Origin of the sequence: Protofrankia sp. Cas4 (assembly GCF_963555915.1) — a bacterium.
In the GTDB taxonomy this organism is placed as follows: domain Bacteria; phylum Actinomycetota; class Actinomycetes; order Frankiales; family Frankiaceae; genus Protofrankia.
Genome location: NZ_CAUVXL010000066.1, coordinates 26005 through 39850 on the forward strand (window position 1 = coordinate 26005; position 13846 = coordinate 39850).

Annotated in this window: 12 protein-coding genes; 4 read left to right on the forward strand and 8 right to left on the reverse strand. The window is 69.4% G+C overall.

Going from position 1 to position 13846, the window contains the following annotated elements; translation table 11 throughout:
- Nucleotides 1-17 precede the first annotated feature (17 nt).
- Nucleotides 18-2237 (forward strand): glycosyltransferase family 39 protein, encoded by a 2220-nt coding sequence (locus U9979_RS06710; RefSeq protein ID WP_322778675.1) that lies wholly within the window; start codon nt 18-20, stop codon nt 2235-2237.
- Nucleotides 2238-2276: 39 nt separating this feature from the next.
- Here U9979_RS06710 and U9979_RS06715 read toward each other — a convergent pair whose 3' ends face one another.
- The gene (locus tag U9979_RS06715) at nt 2277-4553 is read right to left on the reverse strand and encodes a protein kinase domain-containing protein (protein ID WP_322778676.1); all 2277 of its coding nucleotides are present in this window, start codon (nt 4551-4553) and stop codon (nt 2277-2279) included.
- A 732-nt stretch (nt 4554-5285) separates the two neighbouring features.
- Between U9979_RS06715 and hpnH the strand changes: the two genes are divergently transcribed.
- A complete protein-coding gene (gene hpnH, locus U9979_RS06720; protein ID WP_322751030.1) occupies nt 5286-6290 on the forward strand; it encodes an adenosyl-hopene transferase HpnH in 1005 nt (334 codons plus the stop codon).
- A gap of 161 nt (nt 6291-6451) precedes the next feature.
- On the opposite strand, the gene U9979_RS06725 is transcribed toward hpnH, so the two are convergent.
- On the reverse strand, nt 6452-7066 hold the full coding sequence (locus U9979_RS06725; protein ID WP_322751021.1) for a TetR/AcrR family transcriptional regulator: 615 nt from the start codon (nt 7064-7066) through the stop codon (nt 6452-6454).
- Between the two features lie 183 nt (nt 7067-7249).
- Here U9979_RS06725 and U9979_RS06730 point away from each other — a divergent pair, with 183 nt between their 5' ends.
- Nucleotides 7250-7810 (forward strand): PaaI family thioesterase, encoded by a 561-nt coding sequence (locus U9979_RS06730; RefSeq protein ID WP_416210724.1) that lies wholly within the window; start codon nt 7250-7252, stop codon nt 7808-7810.
- Nucleotides 7811-7834: 24 nt separating this feature from the next.
- On the opposite strand, the gene U9979_RS06735 is transcribed toward U9979_RS06730, so the two are convergent.
- Complete coding sequence (locus U9979_RS06735) at nt 7835-8833, reverse strand: urease accessory protein UreD (protein ID WP_322778677.1); 999 nt, start codon at nt 8831-8833, stop codon at nt 7835-7837.
- Between the two features lie 5 nt (nt 8834-8838).
- Nucleotides 8839-9570 (reverse strand): urease accessory protein UreG, encoded by a 732-nt coding sequence (ureG, locus tag U9979_RS06740; RefSeq protein WP_322778678.1) that lies wholly within the window; start codon nt 9568-9570, stop codon nt 8839-8841.
- A 208-nt stretch (nt 9571-9778) separates the two neighbouring features.
- Here ureG and U9979_RS06745 point away from each other — a divergent pair, with 208 nt between their 5' ends.
- Nucleotides 9779-10447 carry an endonuclease V gene (locus U9979_RS06745; protein WP_322778679.1) on the forward strand — a complete coding sequence of 223 codons (669 nt, stop codon included), beginning with the start codon at nt 9779-9781 and terminating at the stop codon, nt 10445-10447.
- A gap of 109 nt (nt 10448-10556) precedes the next feature.
- On the opposite strand, the gene U9979_RS06750 is transcribed toward U9979_RS06745, so the two are convergent.
- From U9979_RS06750 to U9979_RS06765, 4 genes are read right to left on the reverse strand one after another with little or no spacing between them, the layout of a single operon-like run.
- On the reverse strand, nt 10557-11237 hold the full coding sequence (locus U9979_RS06750) for an urease accessory protein UreF (protein ID WP_322778680.1): 681 nt from the start codon (nt 11235-11237) through the stop codon (nt 10557-10559).
- A 58-nt stretch (nt 11238-11295) separates the two neighbouring features.
- Nucleotides 11296-13026, reverse strand: coding sequence for an urease subunit alpha (locus U9979_RS06755; RefSeq protein WP_322778681.1), 1731 nt, complete (start codon nt 13024-13026; stop codon nt 11296-11298).
- On the reverse strand, nt 13023-13427 hold the full coding sequence (locus U9979_RS06760; RefSeq protein ID WP_322778682.1) for an urease subunit beta: 405 nt from the start codon (nt 13425-13427) through the stop codon (nt 13023-13025). Before U9979_RS06760 ends, U9979_RS06755 begins: the two co-directional genes overlap by 4 nt.
- Nucleotides 13424-13726: an urease subunit gamma gene (locus tag U9979_RS06765; RefSeq protein WP_322751029.1), complete on the reverse strand. Its 303-nt coding sequence runs from the start codon at nt 13724-13726 to the stop codon at nt 13424-13426. Before U9979_RS06765 ends, U9979_RS06760 begins: the two co-directional genes overlap by 4 nt.
- Between the last annotated feature and the right edge of the window lie 120 nt (nt 13727-13846).

Here is a 13846-nt window from a genome sequence, read left to right on the forward strand (position 1 = left end):
CTGCTACGGTCCACCCGATGCGTCAGGTATCGACCGATACGGTGCTGGCTGAGCGGGGCGATCAGCAGCGGCTCGATTATCAGGAGCTCCCCGGTGCGGTTTCCGGGACGCCCGGCCCCGCATCGTCGTCGCGGGGCCGGGCGTCCCGGCTTGCGGTGTCCGTATCCGGGCCGCGTCTGGCCGTGTTCGCCCTCGGCACGTTGTCGTTCACCGCGAGCGTGGTGCTGCAGGAGACGCTGTTCCGCCATGGTTCGGGTGACGCGGATGAGGCCGCCTACGTGCTCCAGGCCCGGATGCTGCTGCATGGGCGGCTGACCCTCGACCAGAACCTGGTGGACCCGTTCTTCCGCCCCTGGCTGACCGGCGTCCACAACGGACGGGTCTTCACCAAGTACCTGCCCGGGTGGCCGGCGATGCTGGCCGTGTCCCAGTTGCTGTTCGGGACGATGGTCCTTGCTCCCGCGCTGGTGGCCGCAGCCTGGGTGGTTGCAACCTACCGGCTGGCCCGCGAACTGTTCGATGATGTGGCGACAGCACTCACATCCGCGGCCTTCCTCGCGTTGTCGCCGCTGGTCCTCCTGCACACGGCTCTGCCGATGGCCTATGCGTTCACCGCCGCCGCGCTGACCGCCGCGATGGCCGCGCTGCTGCGTGGCACCCGCATCGGCGCCCGCCGGTCGTTGGTGGCCGCCGGTGCGGCGTTCGGCCTCGCCGCCATGGCCCGCCCGTTCGACGCGGTGCTGGTGGCCGTCGTAGGGGTCCTGTTCGTGACGGCCCGGTTCGTGAGGGCCCGGTTCGCGACGGCCCGGTTCGCGACTGCCGGGCAACGCCCGCGGCCGGTCGCGGCGATGCTGCGGGACCTCGGGTGGGTCGGGCTCGGGGGGCTACCGTTCGTCGTGGCGGTGGCCGCCTTCTGCCGGCACGTGACCGGTTCGATGCGGACGTTGCCGCTTGCCGCCTCCGATCCGTTGGACCGCTTCGGTTTCGGTGAGCGGCGGATGCTGCCGTCCGAACCGACGTTCGCCTTTACCGGGCATGTCGCGCTCGACGCGCTGCGGGAGACTCTTGCCGCCGCCCCGGGCTGGCTGTTCGGTGGGACGGCGCTGGTCGTCCTCGCCGGGGTCGGGCTCCTCGCGGGCCTTGCGGCGGGGGGGCGGCGCGCCGGGCATCTGCTGCTCGCCATCACCGCGCTGGGGGTCTTCGCCGCCTACTTCTTCTGGTGGGGTAGTGCCATGGCGGTTCCGAGCCTTCGCAACGGCCTCGGTCCGCATTACCACATGGTGGCGCTGTCGCCTGTCGTCATCCTCGCCGGCAGCGGCGCGTGCCTGCTGTGGCGGGCGGTGCCCGGGCGGCTCCCGCGGCCGGTCGCAATCCCGGTGGCGGGCGTCTGCGGGCTGGCGCTGGTGGCTGTGACCGCCGTCGGGGTGCCCGCGAAGGTCAACGTACAACGCTATGTCAACGCGGTCGACGGGTACGTACTCGATCTCATCCCGGACAATTTTGATGGGCCGGCGGTCGTCATCGTCACCCCACCGACGCCGAGCCGCTACACACAGGTTCCATACCAGTTTCTACGCAACAGCCCGGACCTGTCGGACCAGGTGCTGTACGCGGCCGACCTCGGCGCGGCCGACGGGCAGCTCGCCGAGAGGATGCCGGGCCGCCGGCTGTACCAGCTCCGCCCCGACGAGGTGATCGAGGCGGAGAAGCCGTGGAGTTTCCGGGGCTCCTTCGTCGAACTCCGCCCGGTCGAGGGAAAGAAGATCGAGGTTCGGGCGTCTGCGTCGGTCCCGGCGAACATGCGCTACGCATCGTTCTACCTGCGCATCGGCGAGCAGACGGTGACCAGCCCGCTGCCCGTCACGGGAGCCGCGGGCACCGCGGCGAGCGTCGTCGCGACCGTGGACGGAGCCCGCGCGCTCGTCACGGTGGCATCGCCGGTGGGCGGCTCGGCCATGCAGGCCTCGGTGCCGCCGACCTCGGTGCAGGAGTTCAGTTTCGCGGGCGCTGTGCTGCCGGCGCAGCTGACCGTCGGCCTGGCCGCGGGGACGACGCCGGACCTCACCGGGGCCTGGCGCTGGGAGGAGCGCATTCCCCTGGAGCGACGCGCAGACGGGGTGCTGGTCGCGTTGGGTCCCGGGCCGGGCTGGCGGCTGGTCCCCGGCCGCTACGACAACGCCTGGGTACCGGCCACCGTGACGGGGACTCTCGGCGTCACGCTCGCACCGCGACGCTGAGCACCGTGACCCTGAGCACCGTGACGCCTGGGTACATGATCAAATCAGTGCGGGCTGCTCGGCATACAGTTCGCGGATGATCGACAGGTCGAACATCTTTCTGGCGGCGGCGGGGGCGGCGCTGTCCGCCAGCACCCGCACATTGGCCTCGATCAGGGCGTCAGTCATCGTGAACAATCCGTTGCGATGTGTGTCCGCACTCTCGACAAGGGTGCTCAGTCGCCTGTTCCTGGCCACCTGCTCGTCGATGTCGAGCCCCGACGACCGGGCATAGACTTCGGCGAATAGCCGCGGGCCGAGCATCGGGTCGGCCAGGTCGTCCTTCCAGCCGTGGATTTCGGCGGCCAGGAACGCCTTGACCTTCTGCCTCGACCTGACCACCGTGTCCGCGCTCACCACGTACACGTTGGACACCAGCTGGTAGCCGTGGTCGGCAAGCAGGAACGTCGAGGTGGCGACGCCCTGGCGGGCGAAGGCAGCCGGGGCGTCGATCACCGACGACAGTGCCCCGTCGACCTGGCGCTCCGCGACTGCCCGCAGATGGTCGGGCGTGATGACCTGGGTGACGGCCGTCTCCGCCACTCCCACGGCGGCCAGGAACGACGTCCAGACGGCTGTGCTGCCCGCCGCCATCCCGATCTTCATACCGGTCATGTCCTGCGGTGTTCTGATCGGCTTGTCAGCAAGCGAGACGATGGCCCAGGGCGACTTCTGTCGCTGTGTGCCGATTACCCGCAGCCGTGCGCCGTTGGCGATTTCCTTCGGAAGGGTGTCCGGCGCGATAACCCCGACGAATGCCGCACCGGAAGCCACCGACGCCACCACGGTTCGGGCCCGCGACCCACCGTCATGGAATTCGGTACGGGTGAACCCTGCGTGGCGGTAATAACCGTTGTGGTCGGCGATGAAGGAGCCGGCGAACTCGACGTCGGGCTTTCCCGGGAGCCAGAACGCGAGCGGACCCAGGTCCACCGTCTGTGGTGCGGGGGTGGCCGGCCGGCCGATCCGGCGGGCAGCCCAGGCCGCCGATCCGGCGCCGGCGCCCAGACCGGCGACGGCGACGGCGGCGAGCAGCAGGCCCCGCCGGGACGCCCGTGCCTTGCCCGGGCGCGCGGCCTTCCCGGAACCGTTCGCGGCCTGCCGCGCGTCCGGACCGACCCATACCGGCTGTTCGATCGTGGCCGGGTCGATGTCGGGCTGTGATCGTGGCCGGCGTGGCCTCGGCACTCCGGAGGTCAGGACCTCCAGGCCGACGGTGTCGAGGTCATCGCCATCCTGCTCGCCGATGGCGGTCCCACCGGCGACGTTGGCGACGTTGGCGACGCCGGTGACGTTGGCAACCATGGTCGGTGCCTCGTAGAACGCGTTCGACGTCGGCCAGGCGTTCGGGCTCGCCACCGGTAGCGCTTCCCGGGGCATGTCCGGTAGGGCTGCCTGTGGGGCTACCGGAACCGGGGCCGGTCGTGCGGGCGGTTCTGTCGCCGGCGCCGAGACGACGGCCTGTAGTTGGCGGCGAATCCGTTCCGTCGTGGGCCGAGCGGACGGATCCTTGGCCAGAATCGGTTGGAGTATCGAAAAGGTCCGGGCTGCGCGCATCGGCGCGCTCGGCCCTTCGTAGACGACCGCGTGCATGGTCGCGAAGGTGGTATCCCGACCAAACGGGGAGACGCCTTCCGCCGCATGCAGCAGGGTCGTCGCGAGCGAGAAAAGATCGCTGGCCGGACCGGCCTCATCCCCGCGGATACGTTCTGGAGCCATATAGGCGGGTGTGCCGACCACGCCCCCGGCCGCGGTGATCCGGTGATCGGTCTCGTAGGCCGCGACGCCGAAGTCCGCGAGTTTGACGGTACCGTCAGCGGTGATCAGGACGTTCGACGGTTTGACGTCGCGGTGCAGAACTCCTTTGCGGTGTCCGTGCACGAGCGCGTCCAGCAGCGCGATACCGATCCGGGCGACCTCGGGCTCGTCCAGCGCACCGTCCTGCGCGATCACCGCCGCCAACGAACGTCCTGGGACCAGATCCATCACGATCCACTGCGCACCGTGGTCCTCGACCAGGTCGTACACGGTGACCACATGGGGATGGGCACCGAGCCGGGCGGCGTTGCGCGCTTCGCGGCGGGCACGTTCGATCAGCAGTTCGCGGTCCTGGGCCGAGAGGTTGTCAGGAATGCGGATCTCCTTGAGGGCACGTTCGACACCGGTGCCGGTGTCGACGGCCCGCCAGACCGTCCCCATCCCGCCCGAGCCGAGCCGTTCGACCAGCCGGAACCGCCCGCCGATCAGGTGCGTGACCGTGTGCCCGCTTCGCGTCATACGCCCGCCTTCAGCCTGCAACGCGTGCCCAACCCCATGTGACCTCCGCGCTGCTGCCCACTGTCTTTTTCGCCGATGTTAGGCGTCGCCGGGGACAGCCATTGGTTGGCCGGTTCGGGACTCACCCGTCAGGTCTACACACAATCGCCGCTCGGTTTGCCGCGGGGTCGGTCATACCCGGCCTGATGTCGCGGATTTGGCGAACCTGGGCGGCCTGGGAATGGCCTGCGTCACTCCTGGCGGGGTTGCGAAGGCCAGACCGTTGCTACCACGGCGCGCGCCTGGGGCCGATGTCCAGCTTATGGCGGGCGATGTGACGTTCGTCCAACACCGGCGGCGCAACGCCGACCGGCGGTGGAACGCAGGACCAATGCCTGCCGGGCATGTCCCCGTCAGGCCCGGGTGGCGCCACCGTGGGCCGGGCCTGGTCGGGCCGCGGCTGGGGGTCGCTGGGCCTGCCGGTCCGGTGCCGTCGCCCTGTGGTGATCGTTTACTTCCCGCTGTCCGGATCCCGACACGGCTCCGTCCGGATTTCTGGTCTAAAACTCCGACTAGGTCGCTGACCTGCGGTGACGGATGTCCAATGCGGGTCGGGGCCGGCCGGGTAGGACGGGGAGAAGTGGCCGATCCAACGTTCTCGACGAACATACAAGCTGTACGTACACCCTGTATGTTGTCGAGATGGAGCGGCCGTCCGGCCGCACGACGTCGACGCCGAAGGGCGGTATTGCCGTGGCGGTGGAGTGGCGGTACTCGTTGCGGATCGGGATGTACCTGGCCAAGCAGAAGGTGCTGCGTCGTAAGCACTTTCCGCTTGTTCTCGAACTTGAGCCGTTGTTCGCCTGCAATCTGTCATGCACCGGTTGCGGCAAGATTCAGCACCCTGCGTCCGTACTCAAGCAGCGGATGAGCGTCGAGGACGCCATGGCCGCGGTGGAGGAGTGCGGCGCACCGGTGGTCGCGATCGCCGGTGGTGAACCGCTGATGCACCCGCAGCTCGACGAGATCGTCCGTCAGCTCATCGCCCGCAAGAAGTTTGTCCTGCTGTGCACTAACGGGCTGTTGCTCCGCAAGAAGATGGCGAAGTTCACACCGTCGCCCTACTTCACCTTCATCGTCCACATCGACGGGCTGCGCGAGCGGCACGACACGGTGGTGGAGAAGGCGGGCACGTTCGACGAGGCGATCGAGGCGATCGCCGCGGCCAAGGCAGCCGGCTTCCGGGTGGGCACCAACTCCACCTTCTTCAACAACGACAGCCCGCAGGACGTGATCGACGTTCTGTCCTACCTCAACGACGAGGTCAAGGTCGACCAGATCCAGCTCTCGCCCGCCTACGCGTATGAGAAGGCGCCCGACCAGGAGCACTTCCTCGGCGTCTCGCAGACCCGCGAGTTGTTCGCCAAGGTCTTCGGTGACGGCCGGCGCGAGAAGTGGCGGCTTAACCACTCGCCGATCTTCCTGGACTTCCTGGAGGGCAAGCGCGATCTTTCGTGTACGGCCTGGGGTATCCCGAGTTACTCGCTGTTCGGCTGGCAGAAGCCGTGCTACCTGATGAGCGACGGCTACGTGTCGTCCTACAAGGAGCTGGTGGAGACCACTGACTGGGACGCCTACGGTCGGGGTAAGGACCCCCGCTGCGCCAACTGCATGGCTCACTGCGGGTACGAGACCTCCGCGGTGCTTGCCACCACGTCGTCGTTGAAGGAGTCCCTGCGGGCCATGCGCAGCGTCTGAGGCGCGAGGCGCGATACCTGCGCGTTCCGTTTCAGGGACGGCTCGTCCCCTACCGCCTGGCACTACCGCCTGGCACTACCGCCACCGCTTGGCACCACGTTGCGAGCCGGCCACCTCGACGGTGGCCGGCTCGCAACGTTCTCGCTACCTTCTTGTTTTCGTTACTTTTTCGCTTCCAGGCCGACGAGTAGCCGATCGAGAACCTCGCCGGCCTCACGTCGGACTTTCGCGGGTTCCGAGGCCCGGCCGATCAACAGGCTCGCCTCGGACAGGACGGCCGCCAACACCCGGGTGAGGGGCGCGACCGGCAGCGGGTCGATCCGCCCGTCGTCGATCGCCTTGCTCAGCCATTCAGCGAGCAGGCGGTAGCCGTGCCGTTCGACCAGGACGTCCCACGCGTCGTGGCCGAGTACCGCCGGGCCGTCGACCAGCACGATACGTTGGAAGTCGCTGTCGGTGCAGATGTCGAGAAAAGACTGGAAGCCGGTTCGCAGTTGCTCCCAGGCGTCGGTGGCCGGCTCGTCCGTGGCGCGCTTGAGCTCGGTGGTGACGAGCTGTTCGGCGACCTCGAGGGCGACCTGTTCCATCACCGCGCCGAAGAGATCAGCCTTGTCGCGAAAGTGATGATAAAGCGCCCCACGCGTCACCTGCGCGTCGGCCACGATCTCCTCGGTGCCGGTCGCCGCGTACCCCTGGGTCCCGAATCGGTGCCGCGCGGCGGCGAGGAGAACCTCTCGGGTGGCGGCGGGGTGCTCGCTTCCGCGGATCCTGCTCATTCGCTGATTATGTTGCACTCAGTCTTCTAGTGGGCTTGTTCGGTGACGGAAATGTCCATAACTATACCTGGTTGCCCGGGCCGCCGTAGCCGTAGCCGTGGCCCGTGTGAGGCGCTGACCACAAAAAGCGACCGACAATAAGGGTGCGGCATCGCAGGGCTGGGGCGCTTTAATCTAGCGACCATGACTACGACTGAGCCGCGCCCACCGGCTGTTGAGTGGGGCGAGCCCCGCAGTAAGACAATCACCTGGCATGATCCAATGATCACTGCTGCGATGGGGCGGACCATGAGCGGTCTTGACTTCCTCCTGGCGATGCGTGACGGCGTGGTCCCACCCCCGCCGATCGCCATGCATTTTGATTTCGGGATCGGTGCGGTTGCCGAGGGGGACGTTGTTTTTCACTGTGCCCCGGACGAATCCGCATACAACCCGATTGGCATGATACATGGCGGTCTTGTCTGCACTCTCCTGGATACGGTCACGGGCTGTTCCGTGCACACCACGTTGCCAGCCGGGTTCGGATACACCTCCATTGAGATCAAGGTCAACTATCTGCGGCCGATCCAGGTGGTTGACGGTCGCCCGAGCGGCCTGACCGCGCACGGCTGGGTCGTCCGACCTGGTCGCCGCATTGTCTTCGCAGAGGGGGATGTCTGCGGCGCCGACGGCAGGAAACTCGCCACCGCGAGCAGCACCTGCCTGGTGTTTCCGCTTGAGGGCGCGGCCCCGCCGCCGGCCTGACGGCCGTGGGCATCGCACCGCCGCTCACCAGCGGGCGACCATGGTTCGGCCCGTGTTCAGAGCCTGGCGGAGTGCGACCGCGTCGGGTGCCAGTGCGCTGATCAGAACCCCCGGCCCGGCCAGGGGGAGCAGGGCGAAGGTGTCCGTGACCGCCGGGGCGGTCCCGAGCCCGTCCGGCCCGGGGCCCGCGATCAGCAGCGAACCGGTCACGCGGGCGCCACCGAGGACAGCCGGCCCGTCAAGGCCGGGCATACCCGGATCGAGGCACAGCTCCTGGCGCAGGAGCGGGCGCAGCATCCCGCTGCGACCTTCTCGGTTGTGGCCCTCCCGGTTGTGGCCCTCCCGGTTGTGGCCCTCCCGGTTGTGGCCCTCCCGGTTGTGGCCGTTGCGTCCCTGTCCCTGTCCCTCGACGTCGACGTCGACGTCGACGTGCAGTGCGCAGGAGATCGAGCCCGCTGGTTCACCGAAACGTCCGAGGACGATTTCCTCCCGCCACAGCAGCCGGGCGGTTGACGCCAGCCGGATGCGCGCCCGCATGTGGTGGCGGCAGCCGCGGGCGGCCACGGTCGGTTCGGGCAGGTACGCGAGCGCCGCATCCGGCCCCACGTCGGCGCGTACGTCGAACAACGACGGCGGGTCCGCACGGTTCCCATGGCCGCTCTCGTTCTCATCGCTGCTACCGCAGTGGTCCCCGCGGCCGGGTAGGGCCACGGTTGCAGCCACCGTGCGCAGCACCAACGCCACCCCGGCTCCTACGCTGATGTCGAGCCGCAGCCGGTCACCGGCCAGCGGACCGGCCGCCGCATTCACCAGATGGACGGTCGCAGTCGGTAGGTACCCGTGCGGGAGGGCATCGGAGCCGCAGCTGCTGTCCGTCGTGCCGGTGCGGCGCAGCACCAGCGGTACCTGTGACCGCAGCTCGCTCACCCGGATCCCGCCGTCCGGTGTCGGATCGACCTGGACGGCCGCGTGTGCGCTGATCGACGTCCGGCCGGTGCGGTCGCTCGTGGCTGTCGCCTCCAACGTGTTCAGATCCGTCTGCCTGGACCTGGACCTGGAGGCGGAGTCGGCCCCGGCGCCGGTCGTGGACATTGCAGCAGCACCCACTGGGCCACCGCCGCCGCCTGCGGTTCGGCGGCAAGCGAGGTGAACAGCACCGGGCGCCCGCGCCGGACCCGTTCGGCGTCCCGGGCCATGACGCCGAGGTCCGCGCCCACCAGCGGGGCGAGGTCGGTCTTGTTGACGACGAGCAGGTCGCTGCCGGTCACCCCAGGACCGCCCTTGCGGGGTACCTTGTCGCCGCCGGCCACATCGACGACAAAGATCTGCCGATCGATCAGGCCGTAGCTGAAGGTTGCGGTCAGGTTGTCTCCGCCGCTCTCGACGAAGATCAGGTCAAGCGGCCCGCAAGCCGATTCCAGATCCTCGACAGCATCGAGGTTCGCGGTGATGTCGTCACGGATGGCCGTGTGCGGGCAACAGCCCGTCTCGACCGCACGGATGTGCGTCGGGTCGAGCACGCCCGCCGCGCGCAGGAAGTCGGCGTCCTCGGTGGTGTAGATGTCGTTGGTCACGACCGCGATCCGCAGCGTCTCGCCGAGGGTCCGGCACAGCGCCGCGACCAGTGCGGTCTTACCGCTGCCGACCGGCCCGCCAATCCCGATCCGCACCGCCCGGCCGATCGGTGCCGCCCGGGTCGGACCGTTCCCCGCAGCGCCGCCCCCAGCAGGGGATGCCTGAAGGTTGTGCTCGACATGCATCGCTACACCTTCTCAGGATCTCTCTCGCACTCGCACTCGCACTCGACATCCGGCCCTGCGGGCGGACGAGCCCAGGTAACGATGTGATTCTGATGCTGTGGGGCCAGCATCAGAATCACATCGTTCGGCCGTGGCCGTGGCCGTGGCCGTGGCCGTGGCCGTGGCCGTGGCCGTCGACGTGGACCGTGGCTGACGGGGCGGAGAACCGATGCGGATCGAGGACGCGGTAGCCATCCAGGAAAAGCTGCGCGATCAGGTGGACGCGGTGGGCCCGGGGCCGCGCACGGTACACACTGTGGCGGGCTTTGACGTTGCTTATGACACGGCCACCGACCGCGTCGCCGGTGCGGTTGTCCTGCTGGCCGCTCCCGACTGGCAGCCGATCGGTCACGCCACCGCCGCGGGCCGGGCCGCCTTCCCGTACGTGCCGGGTCTGCTGTCTTTCCGCGAGCTGCCGGCGTTGCTGGCTGCGTGGGCGGAGCTCCCTGCCGGCAATCCTCCGGATCTGCTGGTCTGCGACGGCTACGGCCTCGTGCACCCACGCCGGTTCGGGCTCGCCTGCCATCTTGGGGTCACGCTCGACCTGCCGACGGTCGGCGTCGCGAAAACGTCGTTCATCGGAAACTACCGTCGCCCGGGGGTCCAGCGGGGCTCGTGGTCGCCGATTGTCGACGGCGGTGACACGGTCGGCCGGGCGCTGCGTACCCAGACGGGTGTCAAGGAGGTCTTCGTCTCCGTGGGGCACCGCATCGACCTGGATACGGCATGTCAGTGCATTCTCGATCTCACGCCGCGTTACCATCTACCGGAAACCACCCGCACCGCCGATCGGTTGTCCCGCCGAGCACTGGCGGCAGGTCGTCCCGCCGACTCCTAGCGATCTTTCGAGGTTTGTGCGCCGATCGTCGCCTTGTTGATCGTACAAACCTCGAAAGATCGTTCAGGTTGGCCGGCGGATGGAACGCAGGCCGGCTCGGCCGATCGGGTCAGGACGCGAACATGCGGACCTCGGCAGCCCGGTGGCGCTCGGCGAGGAGGTCCAGGCGCGGTCCGGTGAGCGCAGGCAGGTCCGCGGGCAGGCGGTCGCAGGATGCCGCGGCTTCGGCGGCGGTGCGCTCCAGGTCGGCCGCCAGGCACGCGAGTACGGCGGTGACCGCCAGGGGGTCCAGGCCGAGCAGGCGGATGGCGCCCGCCGCTGGCCCGCTGACCACGCCATAGGCCAGCGCGAGCGCAGCGTCGGCGGGGGAGATGCCGGCGTGCGCGGCGACCAGACCGAACGTGACCGGATGGTGCGGCGCCGGGATCGGACAGCGCATTCCCGGCCAGGCCGCGCGGCCCGCACGCAGCAGCGCACGACCCTGTGCGCGGCTCGCGGACCGTTGCGCCGGTGACGGCGTCCGCGCGTCGAGCTCCGCGTCCAGTTCGATGATGATCCTGTTCAGGAGCGCCCCGGGCGCTGGGTAGGACCGGCAGGCGGCCGCGGCGAAGGTGGCGGTGACCAGGCCTGCGGTAGCCAGGCGGCCACGCAGGAACCGCTCGAGATCGTCGAGATCGCGGACGCTGCCATCGACGACCGCGGCCTCGATACCGCCGGAATGCGCGTGTCCACCGGCTGGTAGCCGGCCGTCCGCCAGTAACAGCAACGCCGCCCGGCTCGCAGCTGGCATCCAGGATCCTTCCGGGCGGCTGTCGGAACGGTGATCGGAACGGTGATCAGAATGGTGATCAGAACAGGAAGTAGCGCTGGGCCATCGGGAGCTCGGCCACGGGCGCGGCGTCGACGGCATCCCCGTCGATACTCACGGTGAACGTTTCCGGGTCGACCCGAATGTCGGGTGTCGCCGTGTTCTCGGGCAGGTCGGCCTTGCCACGCCGGCGCACGTCGGCTATGGCAACCATCGGCTTGGCCAGGTTGAGCCGCTGGGGCAGGCCGTCGTCGAGGGCGGCCGGGGCGACGAACGTCAGCGAGGATGCGGCCGCCGGGCCGGGCGCAGCCCCCCACATCGGCCGCGGCAGCACCGGCTGCGGAGTCGGGATAGACGCGTTGGCGTCGCCCATCGCCGCCCAGGCGACACATCCACCCTTGATGACCACGGATGGCCGGACGCCGAAGAACGCGGGGTCGTAGAGGATGAGGTCGGCGAGTTTGCCCGGTTCCACCGAGCCGATCTCGGCGTCCAGGCCGTGCGCGACGGCCGGGCAGATCGTGTACTTGGCGACGTAACGCCGGGCGCGGGCGTTGTCGGCCCGGCCGTCCCCGGGCAGCACGCCGCGCCGCGCCTTCATCACGTGCGCGGTCTGCCAGGTCCGCAGGACGACCTCGCCGATGCGTCCCATGGCCTGCGAGTCCGAACCGATCATCGAGATGGCGCCGAGGTCGTGCAGGATGTCCTCGGCGGCGATGGTGGACGGCCGGATCCGGCTCTCGGCGAAGGCCAGGTCCTCGGGCACCGTCGGGTTCAGATGGTGGCAGACCATGAGCATGTCGAGGTGCTCGTCGAGGGTGTTGACCGTGTGCGGCCGGGTCGGGTTCGTCGAGCTCGGTAGGACGTTCGGTGCCGCGGCCACGGTGATGATGTCCGGTGCATGGCCACCGCCGGCACCCTCGGTGTGGTAGGCGTGGATGGCCCGCCCCGCGATCGCGGCGAGGGTGTCCTCGACGAAACCGGCCTCGTTGAGCGTGTCGGAGTGTAGCGCCACCTGTACTCCGGCTGCGTCGGCGACCCGCAGACAGGCGTCGATCGCGGCGGGCGTGGACCCCCAGTCCTCGTGCAGTTTGAAGCCGGCGGCACCGCCGCGCAGCTGCTCCCACAGCGCGGCCTCACCCACCGTGTTGCCCTTGCCGAGCAGGACGACGTTCACCGGCAGCGTGTCCATCGCCGACAGCATCCGGGCGAGGTTCCACGGGCCGGGGGTGACGGTGGTAGCTCTGGTGCCGTCGGCCGGCCCGGTGCCGCCGCCGATCAGCGTGGTGATGCCGACGCCGAGGGCCTCGGGGACCTGCTGCGGACAGATCAGGTGCACGTGGCAGTCCACCGCACCCGCGGTGAGGATCTTCCCGTTTCCGGCGAGGATCTCCGTACCCGGCCCGATCACCAGGTCGGGATGGACACCGTCCATGGTGTCGGGGTTGCCGGCCTTGCCGAGCGCCACGATCCGGCCGTCCCGGATGCCGATGTCGGCCTTGACCACGCCCCAGTGGTCCAGCACGACCGCGCCGGTGATGACCAGATCGGGGGTACCTTCCGCGCGCGACGCCAGGGCCTGCCCCATGGATTCCCGGATCACCTTGCCGCCGCCGAACACCGCCTCGTCACCGGTGCCGGCGCCGGCCGGGCCGCGGCTGCGGTCCTCGGTCACCTCGATGAACAGGTCGGTGTCCGCCAGCCGGATGCGGTCACCGACCGTCGGACCATACAGGTCGGAGTAGCGCGCGCGGTCCAGATACCGGCTCACCGGATCGTCCCGTCCGGCCCCGTCCCGTCCGGCCCCGTCCCGTCCGGACCTGTCCCGTCGGGCTCGGCCGTGTTCGGCTCGGCCGCGTCCAGCGGGCCGGCCGATTCGGCCCGCAGGCCCGGTACGATCCGTCGGCCGGCGAGCGGCACCAGGTCCACCTCGCGGTCCACCCCGGGCTCGAAGCGGACGGCGGTGCCGGCGGGTACGGCGAGCCGGTGCCCCCAGGCGGCGTCCCGATCGAAGTCCAGCGCCGGATTGGCCGCGGCGAAATGGTAGTGCGACCCAACCTGGACTGGACGGTCGCCGAGGTTGCGAACCCGCAGGGTCAGGATGGGACGCCCCGGGTTGATCTCCACCGGGCCGTCGCCGTGGCGGATTTCGCCCGGCCTGACGCCGTTCACGGGATCGGCTGGTGCACGGTCACCAGTTTGGTGCCGTCCGGGAAGGTCGCCTCGACCTGGACATCGGCAAGCATCTCGGGGACGCCGTCCATGACATCCTCGCGGGTAAGTACGCTGCGACCGGCCGTCATCAGATCGACGACAGTACGCCCGTCACGCGCGCCCTCCAGGAGGAAGGACGTGATGACGGCGGTCGCCTCGGGGTAGTTGAGCCGCAGGCCGCGGGCTCGTCGCTCCCGGGCGAGGCCGGCCGCGACGTGGATCAGCAGCCGTTCCTGCTCATGCGGGCTCAGCAACACACGTGGAAGCATAGAGCGCCCGGCAACAGGGACGCAGCGTGGTCGGTCCGCCCGGCCAGGGGTTCCGCTTGTGTCGGCCCGGGACGACTCGGTTACGGAAACGTTACAAGCCGCGGGTTC